General features: G+C 67.7%; 23 protein-coding genes. 12 read left to right on the top strand and 11 right to left on the bottom strand.

Annotated elements, in window-relative coordinates; all coding sequences use genetic code 11:
• The first annotated feature begins 215 nt into the window (after positions 1–215).
• The 5 genes from urtA to urtE all read left to right on the top strand — a co-directional run bounded on the left by urtA (position 216) and on the right by urtE (position 6320).
• On the top strand, positions 216–1451 hold the full coding sequence (gene urtA, locus KM176_RS02050; protein WP_375372116.1) for an urea ABC transporter substrate-binding protein: 1236 nt from the start codon (positions 216–218) through the stop codon (positions 1449–1451).
• 152 nt (positions 1452–1603) lie between these two features.
• A complete protein-coding gene (gene urtB / locus KM176_RS02045) occupies positions 1604–3565 on the top strand; it encodes an urea ABC transporter permease subunit UrtB (RefSeq protein ID WP_160892193.1) in 1962 nt (653 codons plus the stop codon).
• A gap of 152 nt (positions 3566–3717) precedes the next feature.
• Entirely contained in the window at positions 3718–4884 is a 1167-nt protein-coding gene (urtC, locus tag KM176_RS02040) for an urea ABC transporter permease subunit UrtC (protein ID WP_160892191.1), read from the top strand.
• Positions 4881–5621: an urea ABC transporter ATP-binding protein UrtD gene (urtD, locus tag KM176_RS02035; RefSeq protein ID WP_160892189.1), complete on the top strand. Its 741-nt coding sequence runs from the start codon at positions 4881–4883 to the stop codon at positions 5619–5621. Before urtC ends, urtD begins: the two co-directional genes overlap by 4 nt.
• Before the next feature lie 3 nt (positions 5622–5624).
• A complete protein-coding gene (gene urtE / locus KM176_RS02030; protein ID WP_160892187.1) occupies positions 5625–6320 on the top strand; it encodes an urea ABC transporter ATP-binding subunit UrtE in 696 nt (231 codons plus the stop codon).
• Between the two features lie 79 nt (positions 6321–6399).
• Here the strand turns inward: urtE and KM176_RS02025 are convergent, their stop codons facing one another.
• The 4 genes from KM176_RS02025 to KM176_RS02010 form a co-directional block, all read right to left on the bottom strand.
• A complete protein-coding gene (locus KM176_RS02025; RefSeq protein ID WP_160892185.1) occupies positions 6400–7449 on the bottom strand; it encodes an FUSC family protein in 1050 nt (349 codons plus the stop codon).
• A 14-nt stretch (positions 7450–7463) separates the two neighbouring features.
• Positions 7464–7901, bottom strand: coding sequence for a D-aminoacyl-tRNA deacylase (gene dtd / locus KM176_RS02020; RefSeq protein WP_160892183.1), 438 nt, complete (start codon positions 7899–7901; stop codon positions 7464–7466).
• 58 nt (positions 7902–7959) lie between these two features.
• Positions 7960–8901: a DUF2927 domain-containing protein gene (locus tag KM176_RS02015; RefSeq protein ID WP_160892181.1), complete on the bottom strand. Its 942-nt coding sequence runs from the start codon at positions 8899–8901 to the stop codon at positions 7960–7962.
• A gap of 151 nt (positions 8902–9052) precedes the next feature.
• A complete protein-coding gene (locus tag KM176_RS02010; protein WP_160892179.1) occupies positions 9053–10201 on the bottom strand; it encodes a pseudouridine synthase in 1149 nt (382 codons plus the stop codon).
• Between the two features lie 81 nt (positions 10202–10282).
• Between KM176_RS02010 and KM176_RS02005 the strand changes: the two genes are divergently transcribed.
• On the top strand, positions 10283–10732 hold the full coding sequence (locus KM176_RS02005) for a nucleoside deaminase (RefSeq protein ID WP_160892177.1): 450 nt from the start codon (positions 10283–10285) through the stop codon (positions 10730–10732).
• A gap of 165 nt (positions 10733–10897) precedes the next feature.
• Here the strand turns inward: KM176_RS02005 and KM176_RS02000 are convergent, their stop codons facing one another.
• Positions 10898–11914 (bottom strand): ribose-phosphate pyrophosphokinase, encoded by a 1017-nt coding sequence (locus KM176_RS02000; protein WP_160892175.1) that lies wholly within the window; start codon positions 11912–11914, stop codon positions 10898–10900.
• A gap of 109 nt (positions 11915–12023) precedes the next feature.
• On the opposite strand from KM176_RS02000, the gene KM176_RS01995 reads away from it, so the two are divergent.
• Both KM176_RS01995 and KM176_RS01990 read left to right on the top strand, forming a co-directional pair.
• Entirely contained in the window at positions 12024–12626 is a 603-nt protein-coding gene (locus KM176_RS01995) for a 2-hydroxychromene-2-carboxylate isomerase (protein WP_160892173.1), read from the top strand.
• Positions 12626–13441 carry an alpha/beta fold hydrolase gene (locus tag KM176_RS01990; RefSeq protein WP_236045128.1) on the top strand — a complete coding sequence of 272 codons (816 nt, stop codon included), beginning with the start codon at positions 12626–12628 and terminating at the stop codon, positions 13439–13441. The genes KM176_RS01995 and KM176_RS01990 overlap by 1 nt, the downstream gene beginning before the upstream one ends.
• A 22-nt stretch (positions 13442–13463) precedes the next feature.
• Here the strand turns inward: KM176_RS01990 and KM176_RS01985 are convergent, their stop codons facing one another.
• Genes KM176_RS01985 through glyA form a run of 4 tightly spaced genes read right to left on the bottom strand, consistent with a single transcriptional unit; the run spans position 13464 to position 17268 of the window.
• The gene (locus KM176_RS01985; RefSeq protein WP_160892171.1) at positions 13464–14501 is read right to left on the bottom strand and encodes a threonine aldolase family protein; all 1038 of its coding nucleotides are present in this window, start codon (positions 14499–14501) and stop codon (positions 13464–13466) included.
• Positions 14501–14977 carry a YcgN family cysteine cluster protein gene (locus KM176_RS01980; protein WP_160892169.1) on the bottom strand — a complete coding sequence of 159 codons (477 nt, stop codon included), beginning with the start codon at positions 14975–14977 and terminating at the stop codon, positions 14501–14503. Before KM176_RS01980 ends, KM176_RS01985 begins: the two co-directional genes overlap by 1 nt.
• Positions 14974–15924 (bottom strand): bifunctional riboflavin kinase/FAD synthetase, encoded by a 951-nt coding sequence (locus KM176_RS01975; protein WP_160892167.1) that lies wholly within the window; start codon positions 15922–15924, stop codon positions 14974–14976. The genes KM176_RS01980 and KM176_RS01975 overlap by 4 nt, the downstream gene beginning before the upstream one ends.
• Positions 15925–15984: 60 nt before the next feature.
• Complete coding sequence (glyA, locus tag KM176_RS01970; RefSeq protein ID WP_160892165.1) at positions 15985–17268, bottom strand: serine hydroxymethyltransferase; 1284 nt, start codon at positions 17266–17268, stop codon at positions 15985–15987.
• A gap of 217 nt (positions 17269–17485) precedes the next feature.
• On the opposite strand from glyA, the gene KM176_RS01965 reads away from it, so the two are divergent.
• Together KM176_RS01965 and KM176_RS01960 are read left to right on the top strand one after the other, a co-directional pair.
• Positions 17486–18241 carry an NAD kinase gene (locus tag KM176_RS01965; protein ID WP_160892163.1) on the top strand — a complete coding sequence of 252 codons (756 nt, stop codon included), beginning with the start codon at positions 17486–17488 and terminating at the stop codon, positions 18239–18241.
• 111 nt (positions 18242–18352) lie between these two features.
• On the top strand, positions 18353–18550 hold the full coding sequence (locus tag KM176_RS01960; protein ID WP_215558752.1) for a CsbD family protein: 198 nt from the start codon (positions 18353–18355) through the stop codon (positions 18548–18550).
• Between the two features lie 81 nt (positions 18551–18631).
• On the opposite strand, the gene KM176_RS01955 is transcribed toward KM176_RS01960, so the two are convergent.
• Positions 18632–20533, bottom strand: coding sequence for a propionyl-CoA synthetase (locus tag KM176_RS01955; RefSeq protein WP_160892161.1), 1902 nt, complete (start codon positions 20531–20533; stop codon positions 18632–18634).
• A 287-nt stretch (positions 20534–20820) separates the two neighbouring features.
• Positions 20821–23100, bottom strand: a complete 2280-nt coding sequence (locus KM176_RS01950) for an NADP-dependent malic enzyme (protein ID WP_160892159.1) — start codon at positions 23098–23100, stop codon at positions 20821–20823.
• A gap of 208 nt (positions 23101–23308) precedes the next feature.
• On the opposite strand from KM176_RS01950, the gene KM176_RS01945 reads away from it, so the two are divergent.
• Complete coding sequence (locus tag KM176_RS01945) at positions 23309–23701, top strand: cytidine deaminase (protein WP_160892157.1); 393 nt, start codon at positions 23309–23311, stop codon at positions 23699–23701.
• Position 23702: 1 nt separating this feature from the next.
• A complete protein-coding gene (locus tag KM176_RS01940) occupies positions 23703–25010 on the top strand; it encodes a thymidine phosphorylase (RefSeq protein WP_160892155.1) in 1308 nt (435 codons plus the stop codon).
• Positions 25011–25050 lie beyond the last annotated feature (40 nt).

Below are 25050 nucleotides of genomic sequence, written 5' to 3'. Positions count from 1 at the left end.
CATGAGGGAGAACGTGCGGCGGCTCCAATCTGGCGGTTCGGTCGCCACCGCACGAAACGCAACTGAGAAGCTGCTGGGGAAGACAGTCGGGGAGGGGAACGGGCCTGTAAAGAGCCCGGTTCTTCACGATCTCTCGAGGCAGCGACATCTGAGGGATACACCATCCAATGTCGCAATTTCTGAACAAGGTGCTTGGCGCCGGCGCGGCCACGCTGATGTTTTCGGGGGCCGCCTGGGCCGCGGACGACACCATCAAGGTGGGCGTGCTGCATTCGCTGTCGGGCACCATGGCGATCTCGGAAACGACGCTGAAGGACACCGTCCTGATGCTGATCGACGAGCAGAACGCCAAGGGCGGCGTCAACGGCAAGATGCTGGAAGCGGTCGTGGTCGATCCGGCCTCGGACTGGCCGCTGTTCGCGGAAAAGGCGCGCGAGCTGCTGACCGTGTCGAAGGTGGACGTGATCTTCGGCTGCTGGACCTCGGTGTCGCGCAAATCGGTGCTGCCGGTGATCGAGGAACTGAACGGCCTGCTTTTCTACCCGGTGCAGTACGAGGGCGAGGAGAGCTCCTACAACGTGTTCTACACCGGCGCCGCGCCGAACCAGCAGGCGATCCCGGCCACCGATTACTTCCTCGACGAACTCGGGGTCGAGAAATTCGCCCTGCTGGGGACCGACTACGTCTATCCCCGCACCACCAACAACATCCTTGAGGCCTATCTGAAGGACAAGGGCATCCCGGCCGAGGACATCTTCGTCAACTACACCCCCTTCGGCCATTCCGACTGGTCCAAGATCGTCTCGGACGTGAAGGCGCTTGGCGCGGATGGCAAGAAGGTCGGCGTGATCTCGACCATCAACGGCGATGCCAACATCGGCTTCTACAAGGAACTGGCGGCGCAGGGCGTTTCGGCCGATGACATCCCCGTCGTCGCCTTCTCGGTCGGCGAAGAGGAGCTTTCGGGCCTCGACACCTCCAACCTTGTCGGCCACCTGGCGGCCTGGAACTACTTCGAAAGCGCCGACACGCCGGAAAACGCCGCCTTCATCAAGGAATGGAAGGCCCGTATGGGCGAGGACCGGGTGACCAACGACCCGATGGAGGCCACCTACATCGGCTTCAACATGTGGGTGAACGCGGTCGAAGAGGCCAAGACCACCGATGTGGACACGGTCATCAAGACCATGGTCGGCCAGAAGTTCCCCAACCTGACCGGCGGCACCGCCGAGATGCTGCCCAACCACCACCTGACCAAGCCGGTGCTGATCGGAGAGATCATGGCGGATGGCCAGTTCGACATCATCTCGGAAACCGATCCGGTGCCGGGCGATGCCTGGACGGACTACCTGCCGGACTCCGCGGTGCTGAAGTCCGACTGGCCGGGGCTCGACTGCGGCATGTACAACACGCAGACCGAGACCTGCGTGCAGAAGAAGTCGAACTACTGACCGGATGACGGCCCCCGCGCGGACCTCCAGCCGCGCGGGGGCGCCCGGTCCCGGCCGGGGCAGTCCGCGCGGTGGCTCTGCGCTGCGGCCCCGGTCCCTTTCGATGGCTTCTCCCTTTCGATGACGGCTCCCTTTTCCCTCCGCAGGATTCCATGTTGAAACGCCTTTTCGCGACCCTCTGCCTGGTGCTGTCGCTGGGCATGGCCCCCGGGGCCGGTGCGCAGGATGCTTCCATCCAGCCCCTGCTTCAGGCCAATGCCGCGCTGATCACCGAAAGTTCGCGCCGCACCATCCAGCCCGCGATCGACGCGATTGCCGGATCGGGCCTGCCGCAGGCCCCCCTGGTCCTGAGCACCTGGGCGGAGCGCGACATGTGGCAGCGCCTCTCCGATGGCCAGTTCTTCAGGGCGCAAAAGGTGAAGGGCGGGCAATATGCGCTGATCGACTTCGACACCGGGGCCGAGGTCGCGACCGTCGACAAGGACGCCATCGAACAGCTGAAGCCGAACTCCGGCATCCGGGCGCTGATCGGCGCCGCGCTGGTGCGCTTCCAGCTGTCCGATCCCGATCCCGCGATCCGCGTCGCCGCCCTTGACGCCATCGACCGCGCCGCAGAGGCAGGCCATCTTGCGCCGCTCAAGGCCGCGATCCCAGATGAGCCCGACCCCGCGATCCGCGCCCGCAAGGAGCGCCTGCTGACCCTGCTGACGATCCGCTTCGGCACCGAAAGCGCCATGCGCGTCGCTGCCATCGACAGTCTTGCCGGCGACACCGGCGTCGATGCCCGCGCCGCGCTGAACCCGCTGGTCGCCACCAGCCGCCATGCCGGCACCGTGGTCCCGCAAACCGTCAATGTCGCCGCCACGCTGAAGCCCGGCTCCGACGCCCTGCCGCGCGCGACCGCCTATGACATGCTGGTCGCCGCAGGGCTGGCACCGCCCCGCCTGACGGCGGAGGCCGCCCGCACCACGCTCTCTGCCCATGTGGAGGACGGCGCGGTGGGCGGCGTGCCGCTGCACCAGCTTGCCGATCCGGCGGCCCGCGACCGTGCCTATGCGGCGCTGGTGCAGGCCGGCCAGGCCCCTCCGGCGGCGACCGAGGCCGAGGTCGATCAGGCGCTCTCCACCCATGTCTTCTGGGACCAGTACGCCGAAGCCGACCCCGCCGTCACCGATGCCGCCCGTGCGGCGCTGACCCGGACCACCCTGATGGTCGGGCTGAACCAGGCGCTCGACCTGGCGCTTGATGCGCTGTCGCTGGGGTCGATCTACTTCCTCGCCGCCATCGGCCTGGCGATCACCTTTGGCGTCATGGGGGTCATCAACATGGCCCATGGCGAATTCATCATGATGGGCGCCTACACGGGCTACGTGGTCCAGCAGCTGATCCCGAACTACACGGTCTCCATTCTGGTGGCGATCCCGCTGGCCTTCCTGGTCACCTTCGCCGCCGGCGTCGCGATGGAGCGGCTGGTGATCCGCCACCTCTATTCCCGACCGCTGGAAACCCTGCTGGCGACTTTCGGCATCTCCATCGCGCTCCAGCAGATCGCCAAGAACATCTTCGGCACCCAGGCCCGCCCGCTGACCTCTCCGGCCTGGCTCGACGGCTCCTGGGTGCTGAACGACATCGTCGGCATCTCCTACATCCGCATCGCGATCTTCGCTCTGGCGCTGATCTTCCTGGTCTTCTTCCTCTTCCTGATGAAGCACACCCGCCTCGGCCTCGAGACCCGCGCGGTCACCCAGAACCCGAAGATGGCCGCCTCCATGGGGATCAACCCGGACCGGGTGAACATGCTGACCTTCGGCCTCGGATCCGGCATCGCCGGCATCGCCGGTGTCGCCATCGGCCTCTACGCCCAGGTCACCTCCGAGATCGGCCAGCAATACATCGTGCAAAGCTTCATGACCGTGGTGGTCGGCGGCGTCGGCAACATCTGGGGCGCGCTGCTGGGCGCCGGGATGATCGGCGTGCTCCAGAAGGGGATCGAATGGTTCAACCCCTCGAACACGCTCGCGGCCCAGACCTACATGATCATCTTCATCATCATCTTCATCCAGTTCCGCCCCCGGGGCATCATCGCCCTCAAGGGCCGCGCCGCAGGAGACTGAGCCATGATCGCCAGGGGCCACCCCGCCAATCTCGACCGCCGCCCGCCGCCCCGGACCCCGGTTCATTTTCTTGTTGAAAATACCTCGGGGGAATCGCGCCCCGGCGCGATGGGGGCAGAGCCCCCTGCCGCCCCTTCCGAAGGCGCCACGCCATGAGCCGCTCTTTCCTCGCCCGCAACCCCTCGATCCTGGTCTTCCTGGCCTGCCTCGCGCTCTTCACTCTGGCGGTGACGATGCTGGCCCCGGCGACCGGCTCCGGGCTGATCTCCACCTCCTTCGTCAAGACGCTGGGCAAGACGCTCTGCCTCTGCCTGGTGGCGCTGGCCATGGATCTGGTCTGGGGCTATTGCGGCATCCTCTCGCTTGGCCATTTCGCCTTCTTCGGGCTTGGCGGCTACATGATCGGCATGTGGCTGATGTATGCCCGCACAGAGCTGATCGTGGTGGAAAGCCTCTCCAACGCCGTCATTCCGCCCACTCCCCAGGAGATCCGCGATGCCATCGGCAGCCAGATCTTCGGGGTCGTCGGCGCCTCCGATTTTCCGGCGATCTGGATCTTCGCCCACAGCCTGACCGCGCAGCTGGTCCTGGTCCTGCTGATCCCGGGCCTGCTGGCGCTGGTCTTCGGCTGGCTGGCCTTCCGCTCGCGCGTCACCGGGGTTTACCTTTCGATCCTGACCCAGGCGATGACGCTGGCGCTCTCGCTCTACCTGTTCCAGAACGAAAGCGGGCTGCGGGGCAACAACGGCCTTTCGGGGTTGCAGAACCTGCCCGGGATCAGCGCCTCGCAGGATCTCGTCTCGGTCTGGTTCCTCTGGGGGGCGGCCCTGGCCCTGGCGCTTGGCTACGTCCTCTGCGCCTGGGTGGTCTCGGGCAAGTTCGGCTCGGTGGTGCGCGGCATCCGCGATGATGAGGCCCGGGTGCGCTTCCTCGGCTATTCGGTCGAGGGTTACAAGCTGTTCATCTTCACCTTCACCGCCGTGATCGCCGCCGTCGCCGGGGCGCTCTACTATCCCCAGGCCGGCATCATCAATCCCGGGGAAATCGCGCCCATCGCCTCGATCTACCTGGCGGTCTGGGTGGCGATCGGCGGGCGCGGGCGGCTTTACGGCGCGGTGATCGGTGCTGCCGTGGTCAGCCTGGTATCGACCTGGTTCACCGGCGGGCTGGTGTCTTCGATCCCGCTCGGGGTCTACACGGTCAACTGGGTGGACTGGTGGCAGGTGCTGCTGGGCCTCAGCTTCGTGCTGGTGACGCTGTTTGCCCCCAAGGGCATCGGTGGCCTGTTTGACCTGATCGCACGGAGGCGCGGGCAATGAGCACGCTGCTTGAGGTCTCCGGTGTCTCCGTCAGCTTCGACGGCTTCCGCGCCATCAACAACCTGTCCTTCCAGATCGGAGAGGCCGAGCTGCGCGCGATCATCGGCCCGAACGGCGCTGGCAAGACCACCTTCATGGACATCGTGACGGGCAAGACCAGGCCCGACGAGGGCCGGGTGATCTGGGGCGAGAGATCGGTCAACCTGCTGAAGATGCGCGAAAGCCGGATCGCCCGGGAGGGGCTGGGGCGGAAGTTCCAGAAGCCCACCGTGTTCGAGGACCAGTCGGTGCATGACAACCTGCTGATGGCGCTGAAGAACCCGCGCGGCGCATTTGCCTGCCTGTTCTACCGTCCCAGCCGGGCCGACCGCACCCGGGTGGCCGAGCTGGCGCAGGAGGTCGGGCTGGAGGATGCGCTGCACCGGATTTCCGGAGAGCTGAGCCACGGCCAGAAGCAATGGCTGGAGATCGGGATGCTGCTGGCGCAGGAGCCGCGCCTGATGCTGGTCGATGAACCTGCCGCCGGGATGACCCTGGCCGAGCGCGAACATACGACCGAGCTGCTCGTCAACCTGGCGAAGACCCGCGCCGTCGTCGTGGTCGAACACGACATGGAATTCGTGCGCCGGCTGGGCTGCAAGGTCACCGTGCTGCACGAGGGATCGGTCCTCGCGGAGGGATCGCTGGATCACGTCACCCATGACCCGCGGGTCATCGAGGTCTATCTGGGGCGCTGAGAGATGCTGGAAATCAAGGGGTTGACCCTGCATTACGGGCAAAGCCAGATCCTGCACGGGATCGACCTGGAGGCGCGCACCGGCGAGGTGACCTGCATCATGGGCACCAACGGGGTCGGCAAGACCTCTCTGCTGAAGGCGATCTCGGGGACGCATCCGCGTTCGGGCGGAGAGATGCGGCTGGATGGAGAGAGCCTCGGGCGGCTGCCGTCGCATGTGCTGGCGAAGAAGGGCATCGGCTACGTGCCGCAGGGCCGGATGATCTTTCCGCTGCTCACCGTGCAGGAGAACATGGAGACCGCCTATGCCTGCCTGCCGCGCTCGGAGCATTTCATCCCCGACGAGATCTACGAGCTGTTCCCGATCCTGAAGGACTTCCTGCACCGGCGCGGCGGGGACCTTTCGGGCGGGCAGCAGCAGCAGCTGGCGATCGCGCGGGCCATGCTGACGAAGCCGAAGTTGTTGCTGCTGGACGAGCCGACCGAGGGCATCCAGCCCAATATCATCCAGCAGATCGGTCGGGTCATCGAATACCTGCGCGACCGGGGCGACATGGCGATCATCCTGGTCGAGCAGTATTTCGAATTCGCCTACGGGCTGGCGGACCGGTTCTGCGTGCTGCGGCGCGGTGCGGTGCGGGCCTCGGGGGCGAAATACGAGATGTCCAAGGATGCACTGATGGCCGAAGTTTCGGTCTGAGGGCGGGCGGGGCGGGGGGCTCTGCCCCAGTCGCCTGCGGCGACTCCCCCGCCATATTTGGGGAAAGATGAAGGTGGGGTCATTCCTCCGGGTCCGGCGGGTGGGGCCGGGCGGGGGCATGGAACAGCGGGGCGAGCAGACCAAGCAGGCTGCTGACGGCGAAGGCGAGGGCGCCGCCGATGGCGGTGGCGTAAATCCGGGTCTCGGCGTTTTCGAGGATGCCGCCGGTGCCCATGGAGATCAGCAGGATCATCGTCGCGGTCAGGAAGGCGATGAAGTAGCGGAACTGCTGGCCGTTCACCAGCGCCGTGCCCATCGCCGCCAGCAGGAAGAGCACCGCATAGGCGGCATTGCCCGGCGGCAGGGCGAGGATCAGCAGGGTGGGCACCACGCAGCCGATCACTGTCCAGAGCGAGCGCATCAGCACCCGGCTAAGGGTCTCCATGTAATCCGGGCGCAGCACCAGAACGGCGGCCAGGGGCGCCCAGTAGGGGCGTTCCAGCCCGAGGGCCACGGCCGCCCCGTAGGAAAGCGCCACCGAAAGCGCGGTGGTCAGCGCCAGGCGCAGCAGCGCGGCGCGGCCCGGGTGGTTCAGCACCGCCTTCGCATCGAGCAGGGTGGCATGGGGCTCTGCGGCGCTGAGCGGGCGGCGCAGCAGGCGGGGCAGGTCGAGCCAGAGCGCCATGAAGGCCGCCCCCGCCAGCGCCAGCCCTGCGACGGCGAGCGGATCGTCGATCCGGTCCGCGAGCAGCCCGCCGATGCCGAAGAAGATGAAGCTTTGCACGCTGACCCACCATAGCCCGCGATGGGTGAGGGTGAGCGAGCCGATCAGCGCCGCCCCGGCGATCAGCCCGGGCAGCACCAGCGTCTGGCCGTCCCAGAGCGTGATACTGGCTGCGCCGTAGCCCAGCAGCAGACCGGCGGACTTGCCCACCAGATCGACGGCGACGATCGGCCAGCGCCGTCCGGCCAGTTCCCAGCGGGCCCCGGTCGAGGTGGCGAAGGCCGCGCCCAGCAGCGGCAGGCGCTGGGCCGGGCCGAGGCCCAGCACCAGGTCGAGCGCCACGAGAAACGCCAGCGCCAGCCCGGTGCGCAGGGCCAGCTGGAAATTGAGGGAACTCGGGGACATGGAACCTCCGGGGGTCAGGCTTCGATCCAGATGGTCACCGGGCCGTCATTGGTCAATGACACTTTCATATCGGCTCCGAAACGCCCGGTCTCGGTCGGGATGCCCTCGGCGGCGAGGGCGGCGGCGAAGCCTTCGTAGAGCACACGGCCCTCCTCGGGGCGGGCGGCGGCGGAAAAGCCCGGGCGGTTGCCGCGCGTGGTGTCGGCGGCCAGGGTGAACTGGCTGATCACCAGGGCGCTGCCGCCGATGTCGCGGACCGAGCGGTTCATCTTGCCGGCCTCGTCCTCGAAGATGCGCAGCTTGGCGATGCGGGCGGCCAGCTTCAGGGCGTTCTCATCGGTGTCGCCCTGCATGGCGCAGACCAGGATCATCAGGCCCGGGCCGCACTGGCCCAACAGCTCTCCGTCAACGCGGACCTCGGCCCCGGTCACTCTTTGTAGCAATGCGCGCATTCTGCTTCCTTTCCTTTGCCCCAGAGCTACCCGCAGGCACGTCGGGATGCGAGCAGGTTCAGCCGGCGCTGTCGCGGGCGACGGCGGCCAGCACAGGGGCGGCCTGCGCCTGGGTCATGCCCGGGGCGAGGCGCGGATCGTAGAGCATCCGCAGCAGCCGCAGGTCGAGGCTGGTGAGCGTGGCGAATTCGTCGTCGTCGTTGAAGACCGAGGGGCGCGCCGCCGGGCTGTCGCCGGGCAGGCCGAGACCCTGGGCGATCTCTTCCTCGAAACAGGCTTCGCGCAGGCGGGGGGGATGTTCGCCGCGGATCAGCGCGATGGCCCGGTCGTAGCCGCTGCCGCCGTTTTGGCCGAATCCCAGCTCCAGGCAGTGCACCGAGGCGGGCAGGTAGCGCAGCCGGGCCCCGGCGCTGGCTGGCAGGGCCGGGTCAGCGGCCAGCAGGGCATCGATCACGGCGGGGCGATCATCCTCCGAGGCGACCAGAACGGCGAAATTGCCATGGCTGGTCACCAGGCGGATGTCGTGACCCGTGACCCTGCCCAGCCGAGCCGCCAGGGCGGCGACCCGGGCGCGGTCGTCGCGGCGCCGCGCCTCCGGGACTGCCGCGCCGAAATGCAGCTCCAGCCGCACCGGGACCTGCCAGCGATGCAGGACCGGGGCAGCCGTACCGGCGACATACTCGGACCGGAAGGCCAGCAGGCCGAAGATCCGTACAAGGTCGTCGGGCCCGTAGGGCGTATCGGGGCCGCCGCCGTCGCGCCGCAGCAGGCCCCGGGTCAGCAGATCGGCCTGCAGATCGGCGTATCGCGCCGCAAGGGCCAGGCTGCGCGCCGTGGCGGGCGCGGGGGCGCGGGGCACAGGCGGCATCGGGCGCAGGCTCTGGGCCGGGGCCGTGGGCATCGGCGGCGGCGCGCTGCAGGCCGCCAGCCCACCCGCCAGCAGCAGCGCGCCCGCGCCGGGGCGCAGCCGGAAGCCGGGAAGGAACGCGCGGAGAAGCATCGGGACGCCTGTGCCGGGAAAGCCTGGCCCAAGGGTAGGTCAGGGCCGTGCTCCGGTCATCCGTTGGCGGCCCTTTCCGCGCGGCGGTCGGCAAGGTTTCGCCGCATCGCAGCAAAACGCCTGCCGGAAGGGCAGGCGTTGAAGCGGGGTCTCAGGGGCGGCGCGGCGGCTTGCCGCGTCCGGGACGGCCCTCGCCGCGGGGCGGGTCCTTGCGGCCACCGGGGGCGCCGGCGGACTTGCGGAAAGGTTTGCCATCGGGTGTGCCTGCCTTGCCGGGCCCACGGGCCGGGCCTTTCTCAAAGCTCTTGTCGCTGCCCCGGGCCGCAGGCTTGGCGCCGCGTGCGGGGCGGGCGGGCTTGCCCGTGCGGGTATCCAGATCCGGGCCGGAGCCGCGGCGCGGGTCGCCGGCCTTGCCGCGGCGGGTCGGGGCCTCGATCTCGGTGCCGCGCTCGGGCCGCGGCGCGCCGGGCTTGCCGGATTTGCCGGGCCGCTTGCGCGGGCCGCGGGCGGGGGTGGTCTCGGGCTCTTCCAGCTCAAGGCCCAGCTGTTCGCGCAGCACGCGGGGGCGCAGCTCCTGCACCTCGCCCTGCTTCAGAGTGCCCAGCTGGAACGGCCCGTAGGAGACCCGGATCAGCCGGTTCACCACCAGGCCGATGCTTTCCATGGCGCGGCGGATCTCGCGGTTCTTGCCTTCGCGCAGGCCGATGGTCAGCCAGGCGTTGGCGCCCTGCTGCCGGTCGAGGCTGACCGCCATCGGCTGGAACTTCTCGCGGTCGATGACGACACCCTCGCGCAGCGGGGCCAGGGTGGCGTCCTCCGGGTTGCCCTTCACGCGGACGCGGTACTTGCGCACCCAGCCGGTCGCCGGCAGCTCCAGCTTGCGCTTCAGCTCGCCATCGTTGGTCAGCAGCAGCAGCCCCTCGGAGTTGAGGTCGAGCCGGCCCACCGACATTACCCGCGGCAGGTCCTCGGGCAGGTCGTCGTAGATCGTCGGACGGCCCTGTTCATCCTTGGTGGTTGTCACCAGGCCGGTGGGCTTGTGATACAGCCAGACGCGGGTCGCCTCGGGCGCCTCCAGGGGGGCGCCATCGACGGTGATGCGGTCGGCGGCGGTGACGTTCAGCGCCGGGCTGTCGATCTTGCGGCCATTGACCGAGACGCGACCGGCCTCGATGATCTTTTCGGCCTCGCGGCGGCTGGCCACGCCCGAGCGGGCCAGCACCTTGGCGATGCGCTCGCCCGCGGGGGCGGCGGGGGTCTGGTCCTTGGGAGTCGGGCGGGGCGTGGGCTTGCGTGTCATGTTCCAGCCTCTAGCGCGGATCGGGGCGCCGGGGAAGAGGCGTCTCTTGCCAGCGCGCGGCGGGCAGGGCAGAGAAGGCGGATGCGTTTCACGTCCCACATGGATCTTGCCCTGGAAGAGGCCCGCTCAGCCGCCGCGCGCGGCGAAGTGCCCGTCGGCGCGGTGCTGGTCGATCCCAGTGGCCGGGTGGTGGCAAGCGCGGGCAACCGTACGCGCGAACTGAACGACCCTTCCGCCCATGCGGAAGTGCTGGTGATCCGCCAGGCCTGTGCGGCGGCGGGCTCCGAACGCCTTCCGGGCCATGATCTCTACGTGACGCTGGAACCGTGCCCGTTCTGCGCCGCGCTGATCGCGGCCACGCGGATCGCGCGGCTGTACTACGGCGCGGGAGACCCGAAATCCGGCGGGGTGGCGCAGGGGCCGCGGATCTTCAGCCATGCCCAGGCGCATCATGTGCCCGAGATCTACGACGGGCTGGCCGGGGACGAGGCCGCGCAGCTGCTGAAGGCCTTCTTTGCCGCGCGCCGCTGAGGGGGCTCTGCCCCCGTCTCCCGTGCCGGGAGACTCCCCCGAGGAATTTGAAACAAGAAAATGGAAAAGGGGCCCGCGTCGGGGCCCCGGTGGCTCTTCATCATCTGGCCGGAAATATCCCGGGGGCGCGCCGCGAGGCGCGGGGGCAGAGCCCCCGACCCGGTGTCAGCCGCGGAAATAGCCTTCGTAGATCGGCTCCAGCGTGCCGGTCTCGAAGAGCGAGGAAACCGATGTGCCGTTCCAGATGTTCAGGATCGCCTGGGCGAACATCGGGGCGGTCGGCAGGATGCGGATCTTGGAGCAGGCCTGGGCGGCCTTGCTGGCGGCGATCGAGTCGGTGATCACCAGGTTCTCCATCACCGAATTCGAGACGCGCTCGATCGCGGGGCCCGACAGCACGCCGTGGGAGATGTAGGAGTGCACTTCGGTCGCGCCGTAGTCCATCAGCAGTTCCGCAGCCTTGCACAGCGTGCCGGCGGTGTCGCAGATGTCGTCGACGATGATGCAGATCTTATCCTTGACGTCACCGATAACGGTCATCTCGGCGATCTCGCCGGGTTTCTCGCGGCGTTTGTCGACGATCGAGAGCGGCGCGTTGATCCGCTTTGCCAGCTCGCGGGCGCGGGCCACGCCGCCGACATCCGGCGAGACGACCATGACGTCCTGGATGCGGTCCTTGAACTTCTCCTTGATGTCCATGGCGAAGATCGGCGAGGCATAGAGGTTGTCGACGGGGATGTCGAAGAAGCCCTGGATCTGGGCGGCGTGCAGATCCATCGTCAGCACGCGCTCGACGCCGGCTTCGACCAGCATGTTGGCCACCAGCTTGGCGGTGATCGGCGTGCGGGCCTTGGTGCGGCGGTCCTGGCGGGCATAGCCGAAGTAGGGGATGACGGCGGTGATGCGCATCGCCGAGGAGCGGCGCAGCGCGTCCGCCATGATCAGCAGTTCCATCAGGTTGTCATTCGCCGGGTTCGAGGTCGGCTGGATGACGAACATGTCCTCGCCGCGGACGTTCTCGAAGACCTCGACGAAGATCTCTCCGTCGTTGAAGCGTTCGACGCGGGCGTCGACCAGGTCGACGTTCATGCCGCGGTGCATGGACATCCGGCGGGCAATCGCCTGGGCAAGCGGCATGTTGGCATTGCCCGCGATCAGCTTGGGCTCGATGATATTCGGCATGGGAAGTAGGCTCCGGCAGCGACGCGTAAGACAGATTCGTGACGTTGAACACGCCTTAGCACCCCGATACGGTCTTGCCAAATCACCGCGGCGCCGGAGGACAGGGCAAATGACGCGACAGATCGACTATTATTTCACCACCTTCTCTCCGTTCAGCTATCTGGCGGGGGACGGGCTGGAACGGATCGCCGCAGAGGCCGGTGCGGAAATCCGTTACAAGCCCGTGGATCTGATGAGAATTTTCGATGCGACCGGGGGCGTGAAGCCGGCCGAGCGTTCGCTTCAGCGGCAAGAGTACCGCCTGCAGGAGCTGCGCCGGGCGCGCGACAAGACCGGGCTGGAAATGAACCTGAAACCGGCCTTTGCGCCGGCGAACCCGATGCCGTCGAGCTATGCGATCATCGCCGCCGACAAGGCGGGGGGCGGCGACCTGGGGCTGCTGGTGCGGCTGTTCCTGCGCGCCTGCTGGGCCGAGGAGCGCAATATCGCCGAGGATGAGGTGGTGCGCGATTGCCTGGGGAAGGCGGGCTTCGATCCGGCGCTGGCCGACAGCGGGCTGCTGCTGGGGGCAGAGACCATGATGCGCTACACCGACGAGGCCCTGGCCGCGGGGGTCTTCGGCGCGCCCTTCTACATCGTCGACGGGACGGAGCGGTTCTGGGGCCAGGACCGGCTGGAAGATCTGCGCGCCCATCTGGAAGGGCGCCTGTGATGCTGCACTCGACCTTCCGGGGCACCGAGACCGCCTGGCGGGAATGGGGGGAGGAGGGGCCGAAGGTCCTGATGATCCACTGTTCGCTGGCGCATTCGGGGGCCTGGCAGGGGGTGGCGCTGCGTCTGCAGCGCCAGGCGCAGCTTCTGGCCTTCGACCAGCCCGGCCATGGTGGCAGCGGGCCCTGGCACGGTGACCAGGTGTTCCAGGAACAGGCGATGGAGATGGCGCTTGGCCTGATCGCCATGTGGGACGATGCGCCGGTGCATCTGGTGGGCCACAGCTTCGGCGGTACGGTGGCGCTGCGGATGGCTGCCGAATACCCCGACAAGGTGCTGAGCGTCGCGCTCTACGAGCCGGTGTTCTTCACCGCGGGCTTTCGGGCCTTCCCGGGGCTGGAGGCCGAGCATGACGCGCTGATGGCGGGCTATGACAGCGCCTGGAAGGCCGGCGATGCCGAGGGCGCGGCGCGCGCCTTCCTTGATGTCTGGGGCGATGGCCGGGCCTGGGAGAAGCTGCCCGAGGTCCAGCGCGCCGATTTCGCCCGCCGCATCGCGGTGATCGACGCGATCCGGGAGACCAATTACGGCGATCCCGGGGGGCTGTTGCAGGAGGGGCGGCTGGCGGCGCTGCCGATGCCGGTGCTGCTGATGGAGGGCGCCCGCAGTCCCGTGCTGGCCACGCGCATCAACGATGCGCTGGCGGCCCTGCTGCCGCGGGCGCGGCGCCAGGTCTTCGAGGGGGCGGGCCACATGGGGCCGATCACCCACGCCCCGGCCGTGGCCGAGGCGCTGCGCGATTTCATCGGGATCTGAGGGGCGCGCGTGGCGGCGGGGCTCAGCCCGCCGCGACGTTCAGGAAATGGTCGATCTCTGCGGTGGGCAGGGACCAGTCGCAGACGAAGCGCGCCAGCACCGGCTCTGCGGGATCCGAGGAGGAGGCGCTGCTGACGTAGTAGCGTGCGCCCGCCGCCTGAAGCCGGGCATGCATGGCGCGCGGCAGGTAGGCGAAGAGGATGTTGGCCTCGGGCTCTTCCAGGAACTGGACGCCGATCTCGCGCATGCCGTCGGCCAGCATCTGCAGGTTCGCATTTGCAGCACCCGCCATGTCCAGCCACAGGTCATCCGCCAGGTAGGCCTGCATCTGCGCCGAAAGGTAGCGGTGCTTGGAGAAAAGATGCGCCCCGCGCTTGCGGCGCAGCTCGAACTCCCAGGCCAGTTCCGGATCGAAGAGGACAACGGCCTCGACGCCGACGCAGCCGTTCTTGGTGCCCCCGAAACTCAGGACATCGACGCCGGCGCGCCAGGTCATGTCCGCCGGAGAGACGTTCAGCGCCGCGATCGCATTGGCAAACCGCGCGCCGTCCATGTGCACGGGCAGTCCGCAGTCATGGGCCATGGAGGCCAGGTCGGTCACCTCGTCCACGGAATAGAGGCGGCCCTTCTCGGTGGCCTGGGTGATCGACAGCGGCCCGGGCTGGGCGGCATGGACATCGCGGCGCGGCCCGCCTTCCAGCACGGCGGCCAGATCGTCGGGGGTGATCTTGTCGCCCTGGCCGATCGGGGTCAGCTTGCCGGCACCCATGTAGAATTCGGGCGCGTTGCACTCGTCTTCCTGGATATGGGCGACGGGGCTGCAGTAGACGGTCTGCCAGGGTTCGGCCAGGGTTGCCAGCGACAGGCTGTTGGCGGCGGTGCCGGTGGCGACCAGGTAGACTGCGGCCTCGGGCGCCTCGAACAGGCTGCGCATGCTCTCGCGCACGCCCTCCATGATCTCGTCCTTGCCGTAGGGCATGGCATAGCCCGTATTGGCGTCGAGGATCGCCTGGAGGATCGCGGGATGGGCCATGCCCGCATTGTCGGAGCTGAAATACATCAGGTGGGTTCCTCTATGATGTAATCCTCCCAGTCCTCCTCGGGGATCTCGAACTCGGGCACGGTGATGTCCTGGACCGAGACGCCGGCATCATGGACCGACTGGGCATCGCCCGAGATCAGCGGATGCCAGTGGAAGAGCGGCTTGCCCTCCCACAGCAGGCGGTAGGCGCAGGTCTGGGGCATCCAGTACATGTGCTGGTCGAGGTTCTGCATCCGAAGCGAGATGCATTCGGGCACGAACTGGTGACGGATCGGGTATTGCGCGCAACGGCAGGAATGGCCGTCCAGCAGCCGACAGGCGACGCGGGTCAGGGCGACCTCGCCGGTTTCCTCGTCCTCGAGCTTGTTCAGGCAGCACTTGCCGCAGCCGTCGCAAAGCGCTTCCCATTCCGCCTGGGTCATCTTCTTCAGCGGCACGGTTTCCCAGAAGCGGGGACGCAGGCCGGAACGGTCGATGGGATCGGGGGTGCTCATAGCGCGTCCAGGATGCGGCGCGCCTCGGCGCAGTCCTTGTCCATCTGCTCGATCAGCGCCGGCAGCCCGTCGAACTTCAGCTCGGGGCGCAGGTAGTCGACCAGTCCGATGGACAGGATGCAGCCGTAGATATCGGCGCGGAAATCGAAGATGAAGGTCTCGAGGTTGGGTTCCTCGCCGTCGAACATCGGGCGCATGCCCAGCGAGGCGGCGCCGTGGTAGCGGCCCTTGCTGGGGCCGGTCAGGATATCGACCAGCACCGCATAGACGCCGAATTTCGGCTTCAGCAGCCCGTCGAGCGACATGTTGGCGGTGGGAAAGCCCAGCTCCCGGCCGCGCTGGAAGCCCGAGATGACCTTGCCCTCGATGCGGTGCCAGTGGCCCAGCATGGCGGCGGCCTCGCGCGGCTTGCCCTCGCGCAGGGCGCCGCGGATCGCGGTCGAGGAAATCTCGATGTCGGCCTTGCGATCGCCCTTGTGCACCAGCTCGGCGGCGGTGACGCCAAAGCCCAGCTCGGCGCCGAAGGCCCGCAGCGTCTCGATGTCGCCGGCGCGGCCCTTGCCGAAGTGGAAATCGCTGCCGACGACCACGTGGCGGATGCCCAGGCCCTGCACCAGCACCTTCTCGGCGAAGTCGCGCGGGCTGAGGCCCGAAAGGGACGGGTTGAACGCCAGCTCATAGAGCTTTTCGACCCCCAGCTTCTCCAGCCGGTTGGCGCGCGCGGCCGATCCGCTGAGGCGGAAGTCGGGGCCGTCGGGGGCAAAGACCTGGCGGGGGTGGGGTTCGAAGGTGATCACGCCCAGGGGGGCGCCGATCCGCTTGGCCTCGGCACGGGCGATGTCCAGCACCGCCTGGTGCCCGAGGTGCACGCCATCGAAATTGCCGATCGCGGCGACGGCGCCGCGGTCGCTCTCGGTGACGAACTGGTAATCCCGGACGATCTGCATGGGCGCTTGCGTAGCGCCCATGCACGGCAGAGGCAAGGCTGCCTCTGAGGTATAACGGTCTCAGAGACCTTCGTAGATCGGGAAGCGGGCACAGAGCGCCGCAACCTCGGCCTTGACCTTGTTTTCGACCTCGGCGTTGCCCTCTTCACCGTTGGCGGCCAGGCCGTCGACGACCTCGACGATCCAGTCGGCGATCTGGCGGAACTCGGCCTCGCCGAAGCCGCGGGTGGTGCCGGCGGGGGTGCCCAGACGCACGCCCGAGGTCACCATCGGCTTCTCCGGGTCGAACGGGATGCCGTTCTTGTTGCAGGTGATGTGCGCGCGGCCCAGAGCCTTCTCGGTCGCGTTGCCCTTGACGCCTTTCGGACGCAGGTCGACCAGCAGGACGTGGGTGTCGGTGCCGCCGGAAACGATGTCCAGGCCGCCCTTCATCAGCTGATCTGCCAGCGCGACGGCGTTGGCGCGGACCTGCTTCTGGTAGGCCTTGAACTCGGGGCGCAGCGCTTCGCCGAAGGCCACGGCCTTGCCGGCGATCACGTGCATCAGCGGGCCGCCCTGGATGCCGGGGAAGATCGCCGAGTTGACCTTCTTGGCGATCGCCTCGTCATTGGTCAGGATCATGCCGCCACGGGGGCCGCGCAGGGTCTTGTGGGTGGTGGTGGTGACCACGTCGGCATGGGGGAAGGGCGAGGGATGTTCGCCTGCGGCGACCAGACCGGCAAAGTGCGCCATGTCGACCATCAGGAAGGCACCGACGCTGTCGGCGATCTCGCGCATCTTGGCAAAGTCCACCTGACGCGGGATGGCCGAGCCGCCGGCGATGATCAGCTTCGGCTTGTGCTCGGTGGCCAGTTCCTGGATCTGGTCGTAGTCGATCAGGCTGTCCTGCTTGCGCACGCCGTATTGCACGGCGTTGAACCACTTGCCCGACTGGTTCGGCTTGGCGCCGTGGGTCAGGTGGCCGCCGGCATCCAGCGACATGCCCAGGATGGTGTCGCCCGGCTGCAGCAGCGCGGTGAAGACACCCTGGTTCGCCTGCGAACCCGAGTTCGGCTGCACGTTGGCGAATTCGCAGCCGAACAGCTGCTTGGCGCGCTCGATCGCCAGCTCTTCGGCGATGTCGACGAACTGGCAGCCACCGTAGTAGCGCTTGCCCGGGTAGCCTTCCGCGTACTTGTTGGTCATCACGGAGCCCTGGGCTTCCATGACCGCGCGGCTCACGATGTTTTCAGAGGCGATGAGCTCGATCTCGTCGCGCTGACGGCCAAGCTCCTTGCCGATGGCGTCGAAGATCTCGGGATCGCGGGAGGAAAGGGACTCGGTGAAAAAGCCGGTGTCGGTCATGGGCAGAAACTCCGTCAGCAGGGTTTGGCCGCTTCCTACAAGGAAGCAGGGGGGGGAGGAAGTGTCCAAATCGTCATGATGAACATGAAAAACGGCGGGGTCTGGTGCAGGCGGGGACTTTGTGCTTGTTTCGGACCGAAATGACGGCCTTCGGAAACGTGCCCCCGTTGCGGGGCAACCGGGGCCGGTTGCACAAGTTGCAGAAAGGTCGGAACGGATGAAGCTCGCTTTTACCGCCAGCCGGGGGCCCGCAGCCCAGGCGGCGCGGAAAAGCCTGGTCGAGCGCTACGGCTCGGTGCCCGAGGCTGAGGCGGATGTGATCGTGGCTTTGGGCGGAGACGGCTTCATGCTGGCGACGCTGCACCGCACCAAGGGCCTGGGCGCGCCGGTCTACGGCATGAACCGCGGCACCATCGGTTTCCTGATGAACAGCTATGACGAGGACAACCTCGACCGCCGCGTCGGCGAGGCCGAGGAAGAGGTGATCAACCCGCTGGCGATGCGGGCCACGCGCGCCGACGGCAAGGTCCACGAGGCGCTGGCGATCAACGAGGTGTCGCTGCTGCGCGCCGGGCCCCAGGCCGCCAAGCTGCGCATCAGCGTCGACGGGCGCGTGCGGATGCCGGAACTGGTCTGCGACGGCGCGCTGGTGGCCACGCCCGCCGGATCCACCGCCTACAACTATTCCGCCCATGGCCCGATCCTGCCGATCGGTGCCGACGTGCTGGCGCTGACCGCCATCGCGCCGTTTCGGCCCCGGCGCTGGCGCGGTGCGCTGCTGAACAAGTCCGCCTCGATCCAGTTCGACGTGCTGGAGCCCGAAAAGCGCCCCGTCATGGCCGATGCGGATTCGCGTTCGGTCACCAACGTCCTGTCGGTCGAGGTCCATTCCGATCCGGGCGTCGAGCACCGGATCCTCTTCGATCCCGGTCACGGGCTGGAGGAAAGGCTGATCCAGGAACAGTTCGTCTGAGGCCCGGCGGTCCGCCGCCGAGCCGGTTTGCGGTCGGAACTACGTGCGCTTATCATGCGTTTTCCTGCTGACGGACCCGCGAAGGTCCGAAAGCTGGAAAGGAGTAAGACCATGAACTGGGATCAGATTCAGGGCAACTGGAAGCAGATCAAGGGCAGCGCCCGCACCCAGTGGGGCAAGCTGACCGATGATGACCTCGAGGTCGTGGCCGGGCGCCGCGATCAGCTGGTCGGCAAGGTTCAGGAACGCTACGGCCTCGCCAAGGAAGAGGCCGAGCGGCAAGTGGACGAGTTCGTCCGCAAGCATTGACGGGGACTTACCTCGTACCCAAGCCCTCCGGATATGCGGAACGGCGGCCCCCTGGGGCCGCCGCTTTTCGTTTCGGACGTTTCAGACCCTGTGGGTCTGGCGGGCGTATCCGATGGTTTCCAGCGCCGCGCGGATCTCGTCCAGGATGTCGGGATCGTCGATGGTGGCGGGCATCTTGAAGGGCTGCCCGTCGGCGATCTTGACCATGGTGGCGCGCAGGATCTTGCCCGATCGGGTCTTCGGCAGCCGTTCGACCACCACCGCCTTCTTGAAGGCGGCGACGGGGCCGATCCGGTCGCGCACCAGCGCCACGCATTCGCGCACGATGTCGGCCTCGTCGCGCTCCACCCCCTTGGACAGGCAGAGGAAGCCCACCGGGCTTTGGCCCTTCAGGTCATCCGCCGCCCCGATCACCGCGCATTCGGCAACGTCGGGATGGCTGGCCAGAACCTCTTCCATCTGGCCGGTGGACAGGCGGTGGCCGGCGACGTTTATGACGTCATCGGTGCGCGCCATGATGTAAAGATAGCCGTCCTCGTCCACGAGGCCCGCATCGCCGGTCTCGTAATACCCCGGGAAGGTGGTGAGGTAGCTCTTGCGGAAGCGGTCGTCGGCGTTCCACAGCGTCGGCAGGCAGCCCGGGGGCAGGGGCAGCCGGATGGCGATCGCGCCCAGTTCGCCCTGTTTCACCGGGTGGCGGTCCTCTCCCAGGATCTGCACGTCGTAGCCCGGCATCGGCACGCAGGCAGAGCCCGCCTTCTGCGGCAGCAGTTCGATTCCCAGCGGATTGCCTGCGATGGCCCAGCCGGTTTCGGTCTGCCACCAGTGGTCGATCACCGGCACGCCAAAGTGCTTTTCGGCCCAGGCGATGGTGTCGGGATCGGCACGCTCTCCGGCCAGGAAGATCGCCTGGAGATCATGCTGGGCATAGCGTTTCACCCAGATCCCGTCCGGGTCCTCGCGCTTGATGGCGCGCAGGGCGGTGGGGGCGGTGAAGAAGCTTTTTATGCGGTTGTTCTGGATCACCCGCCAGAAGACGCCGGGATGCGGGGTGCCCACGGGCTTGCCCTCGTAGACGACGGTCGTGGCGCCGGCCAGCAGCGGCCCGTAGCAGATGTAGCTGTGGCCCACCACCCAGCCCACGTCCGAGGCCGCCCAGAAGCGGTCTCCGGGGCCGATGTTGTAGATGTTCTTCATGGTCCATTGCAGGGCGACCATGTGCCCGGCGGTGGGGCGCACCACGCCCTTGGGCTGGCCCGTCGTGCCCGAGGTGTAAAGGATATAGGCGGGGTGGGTGCCTTCCACGGGCACGCAGTCGGCGGGCTTCACGCCGTACTGGAAGCCGTGCCAGTTGAAGTCGCGCCCCTCGATCAGCTTCGCCACCTCCTGTTCGCGCTGGTAGATCACGCAGAACTCGGGCTTGTGGGCGGCCTGTTCGATGGCGGCATCCAGCAGGGGCTTGTAATGCACCACCCGGTTCGGTTCGAGCCCGCAGGACGCCGCCAGGATCGCCTTCGGCGTGCAGTCGTCGATGCGCACCGCAAGCTCGTTCGCGGCAAAGCCCCCGAAGACGACCGAATGGATTGCGCCCAGACGCGCGCAGGCCAGCATGGCCACCAGCGCCTCGGGGATCATCGGCATGTAGATGATCACCCGGTCGCCTTTCTCGATGCCGCGCATCCGCAGCGCGCCGGCCAGAGAGGCGACGCGCTTTTGCAGTTCGCGGTAGGTGATGCCCTTGGTGGCGTGGGTGATCGGGCTTTCGTGCTGGATGGCGATCTGGTCGCCGCGCCCGGCCTCCACGTGGCGGTCCACCGCGTTCCAGCAGGTGTTGACCATGCCGTCGGCGAACCATTCATAGGTTGCGTCCCGGGCACTCAGCGCGGTCTTCGGGGGTCTTGCCCAGTCGATCGCCTGCGCCTGTTCCATCCAGAATCCCTCCGGATCCCGTTGCCACGCGGAATAAACCTCCCCGTATCCCATGAGCCTCTCCTCCCTCAGCTCTGCGTTCCGATCATAGCCGGGTTGCACGTAATGGGTAAGCGGGGCGAGGCGCTTCGGGCAAGACGCGAAGTGACGCGGGCGGGGATGGCGTCAATAAATTTGCAGAAATGCGCCGGGGCGCACTGCAAATTTTGCAAAGTCACGGGATCTTAGCGGAGGGGGGCAAAGTCGGGCGGGGTTTGCAAAGCCTCTAAAGGCATGTCGCGCAAACGCCTTTTCCCGAAAGGGGGGCGCGGGGCCGGCTGAGTCGGCCCCGCGCGACAGGATCAGCCGTAATGGGCGACCGGGGTGCCGGCGATGGCGGCCATGTTCAGCAGCCCGCGCGCGGTGGCCGAGGCGCTGACGATGTGGGCGCAGTTGCGCATCCCCATCAGGATCGGACCGACCTCAAGACCGTTGCCCTTCATCTTCAGGATGTTGCGCACGCCCGAGGCGGTGTCGGCATGGGCGAAGACCAGCACGTTGGCGGCACCTTCGAAGCGGCTTTCCGGGAAGACGGTGGCGCGCAGCTGGGGATCGAGCGCGGTGTCCACGTTCATCTCGCCCTCGTAGCTGAAGTCGCGCGGCGCACTGTCGAGGATCGCCATCGCCGCGCGCAGGCGCAGGGCGCTTTCGGTGTCCTGGTTGCCGAACTGGGAGCGCGAGCACAGCGCGATCTTCGGCGTCAGGCCGAAGCGGCGCACATGGCGGGCCGCGCCGATGGTGACGCGGGCGATCTGCTCGGGCGTCGGGTCGGCGTGGATATGGGTGTCGGCCAGGAACAGCGGGCCGTCTTCCATGATCATCAGCGACAGGGCGCCGTCGGGCTGACGGGTCGGCCCGCCCAGGATCTGCTCCACGTAGCTCAGGTGCCAGCGGTATTCGCCATAGGTGCCGCAGATCAGGCTGTCGGCCTCCTCGCGGTAGACCATGGTGGCGCCGATGGCGGTGGTGTTGGTGCGCATGATGGCGCGCGCCATGTCCGGGGTCACGCCGCGGCGCGCCATCAGCTTGTGATAGGTCTGCCAGTAGTCGCGGTAGCGGGGGTCGTTTTCCGGGTTCACCACCTGGAAGTCGATGCCCGGGCGGATGGTCAGGCCGTTGCGCACGCAGCGATGCTCGATCACCTCGGGGCGGCCGATCAGGATCGGCTTCTCGGTGGTTTCCTCCAGCATCATCTGGGCGGTGCGCAGCACGCGCTCGTCCTCGCCCTCGGCGAAGGCGATGCGGCGGGCGGCGGTGCGGGCGGCGTCGAAGACCGGGCGCATCAGCAGCGCGGACTTGAAGACCGAGGAGTTCAGCTTGGCCTTGTAGGCCTCGATGTTCTCAAGCGGGCGGGTGGCGACACCGGATTCCATCGCGGCCTTGGCCACGGCCACCGACACGACGCCGGACAGGCGCGGGTCGAAGGGTTTCGGGATCAGGTAGTCGGCGCCGAAGGTCAGCGTCTCGCCCTGGTAGGCGGCGGCGGCCTCGGCACTGGTGGTGGCACGCGCCAGCGCCGCGATCCCCTCGATGCAGGCGATCTTCATCTCGTCGTTGATGTCGGTCGCGCCGACATCCAGCGCCCCGCGGAAGATGAAGGGGAAGCAGAGCACGTTGTTGACCTGGTTCGGGAAATCCGAACGGCCCGTGGCGATGATCGCGTTGGGCGCGACGGCGCGCACCTCGTCGGGCATGATCTCGGGGGTGGGGTTGGCCAGCGCGAAGATGATCGGGCGATCGGTCATCTTGGCGACCATCTCGGCCTTCAGGACGCCGGGGCCCGACAGGCCCAGGAACATGTCCGCGCCCTCGATCACCTCGTCCAGCGTGCGCAGGTCGGTGTCCTGGGCATAGGCCTCTTTCTGGGGCGTCATGCCTTCGTTGCGACCCTTCCAGACCAGCCCGTCGAGGTCGCAGAGCCAGACGTTCTCGCGTTTGACGCCCAGTTTCAGCAGCATGTCGAGGCAGGCGATGCCCGCCGCCCCGCCGCCGGTCGAGACGATCTTGATGTCCTCGAAGGCCTTGCCGGTGACGCGCAGGGCGTTGGTGGCGGCGGCGCCGACGACGATGGCGGTGCCGTGCTGGTCATCGTGGAACACCGGAATGTTCATCCGCTCGCGGCAGATCTTTTCGACGATGAAGCAGTCGGGGGCCTTGATGTCCTCAAGGTTGATGGCGCCGAAGGTCGGCCCGAGCGCGCAGACGATCTCTGCCAGCTTCTCGGGGTCCTTCTCGTCCAGCTCGATGTCGAAGCAGTCGATGTTGGCGAATTTCTTGAACAGAACCGCCTTGCCTTCCATCACCGGCTTCGAGGCCAGCGCCCCGATGTTGCCGAGGCCCAGCACCGCGGTGCCGTTCGTGACCACGGCGACCAGGTTCCCGCGCGCGGTATAGCGCGAGGCGGCGGTGGGATCGGCCTTGATCTCGATGCAGGCCTCGGCCACGCCGGGGGAATAGGCCAGCGAAAGGTCGCGCCCGTTGGCGAGCGGCTTGGTCGCGCGGACCTCCAGCTTACCGGGCTTGGGATTTTCATGGTAGGCGAGGGCTGCTTGACGCAGGGTAGCCTTGTCGGTGTCGGACATTGGAAGCCTCATCCTGAGGAAAGTAGTTCAGCGTTAAACCAAATGTGCGGCGGGGGAAAGGTCCGCATGCTGCATGGCAGTGCGGCAGCCCGCGCAGGCGGGTGTGCCGAAGCCGCGATATCCCTTGCCAAGCGGCGCCCGGAACCTGACACTCTGGTCAGGGTCTAGACCCTCAACATGACCAAACCCTTCACGCAGGGAGACTGCAATGGATCTTCTGGACGCAGCCCGCGCCGTGCGCGAGAACGCCTACGCGCCCTATTCGAACTTCAAGGTCGGGGCGGCTGTCCGCGCCGTCTCGGGCACGATCTACGCCGGCTGCAACGTCGAGAACATCGCCTATCCGGAAGGCACCTGCGCCGAGGCCGGTGCCATCGCCGCCATGGTGGCCGCCGGAGAGACCGAGCTGACCGAGGTGCTGGTGATCGCCGACAGCCCGACGCCGACGCCGCCCTGCGGGGGATGCCGCCAGAAGCTGGTGGAATTCGGCAAGCCCGAGACCAAGCTGACCATGATCACCCTCGAAGGCACCCGGATCGAGACCACCTTGGCCGAGATCCTGCCGGGCCGGTTCGACGCGGGCCACATGTCCCGCACGTAACATGGACGCCCGACGGATCATCGCGACGCTGCGCGACGGAAAAACCCCGTCGCGCGAGGAAATATCATGGTTCGCCAAGGGATTGGCGAGCGGCGACGTCAGTGACGCCCAGGCCGGTGCCTTCGCCATGGCCGTGCTGCTGAAGGGGCTGGGAGAGGAGGGCCGGGTGGTCCTGACCCTGGCCATGCGCGACAGCGGCGACCGGCTGCACTGGGACCTGCCCGGTCCCGTCCTCGACAAGCATTCGACCGGCGGGGTGGGGGATTGCGTCAGCCTTGTTCTGGCGCCGATGCTGGCCGCCTGCGGCGCCTATGTGCCGATGATCTCGGGGCGGGGGCTGGGCCATACCGGCGGCACGCTCGACAAGATGGAGGCGATCCCGGGGGTCTCAACCCAGCTCTCGGAAAGCGCCTTCCGGCAGGTGGTGGCCGGGGCCGGCTGCGCCATCGTCTCGGCCACCGGCGACATCGCGCCGGCGGATCGCCGGCTCTACGCGGTGCGCGACGTGACCGGCACGGTCGAAAGCCTCGACCTGATCACCGCCTCGATCCTGTCGAAGAAACTGGCGGCGGGTCTGGAAGCGCTGGTGCTTGACGTGAAATGCGGTGCCGGTGCCTTCATGAAGACCGAAGCCGAGGCCGCCGCGCTGGCGCAGGCGCTGGTCTCGACCGCCAATGCCGCCGGTTGTCCGACCCGGGCGCTGATCACCGACATGTCCCAGCCGCTGGCGTCAGAGCTGGGAAATGCGCTGGAAATCGAATCAGCCATGCGGGTGCTGACGGAGCATGAGGGCGGACGGCTGCGCGACCTCTCGGTCGCGCTTGGCGCCGGGTTGCTGGTGCAGGGCGGGCTGGCCGGAACCGAAGCGGCGGCGGCGACCCTGCTGGAGGAGGCGCTGCAAACGGGCCGCGCGGCAGAGGTCTTTGGCCGCATGGTGGCAGAGATGGGCGGGCCTGCGCGCTTTGCCGAGGATTGGCGCAATCTGCTGCCGAAAGCCCCGGTCATCCGCGACGTGCCGGCGCCCTCGGCTGGCATCGTCACCGCCATCGACGGCGAGGCCCTGGGCCTTGCGGTGGTGGATCTGGGCGGTGGCCGCAAGGTCGAGAGCGACGTGATCGACCCGGCGGTGGGCCTGTCGGAGGTCCTCCGCCTTGGCACCCGCGTCGAGGCCGGCCAGCCGCTGGCCCGTGTCCATGCCGCCCGCGCGGACCTTGCCGAGGCCGCCGTGCGCACCGTGCAGCGGGCAATCACGCTGGGGGCGCAGCCGCCCGAACCGCAGCCGCTGGTGCTGCGCCGGATCAGTGCCTGACAGGCGCTGTTGCCGGGGCCGGTCGCTTCGTGGCAGGAGG

It is taken from the genome of Pseudooceanicola endophyticus (assembly GCF_018760365.1).
Lineage (GTDB): Bacteria > Pseudomonadota > Alphaproteobacteria > Rhodobacterales > Rhodobacteraceae > Pseudooceanicola > Pseudooceanicola endophyticus.
Note: the sequence above shows the minus strand (reverse complement) of the source record. Positions and strands in the feature narration are given on the sequence as shown.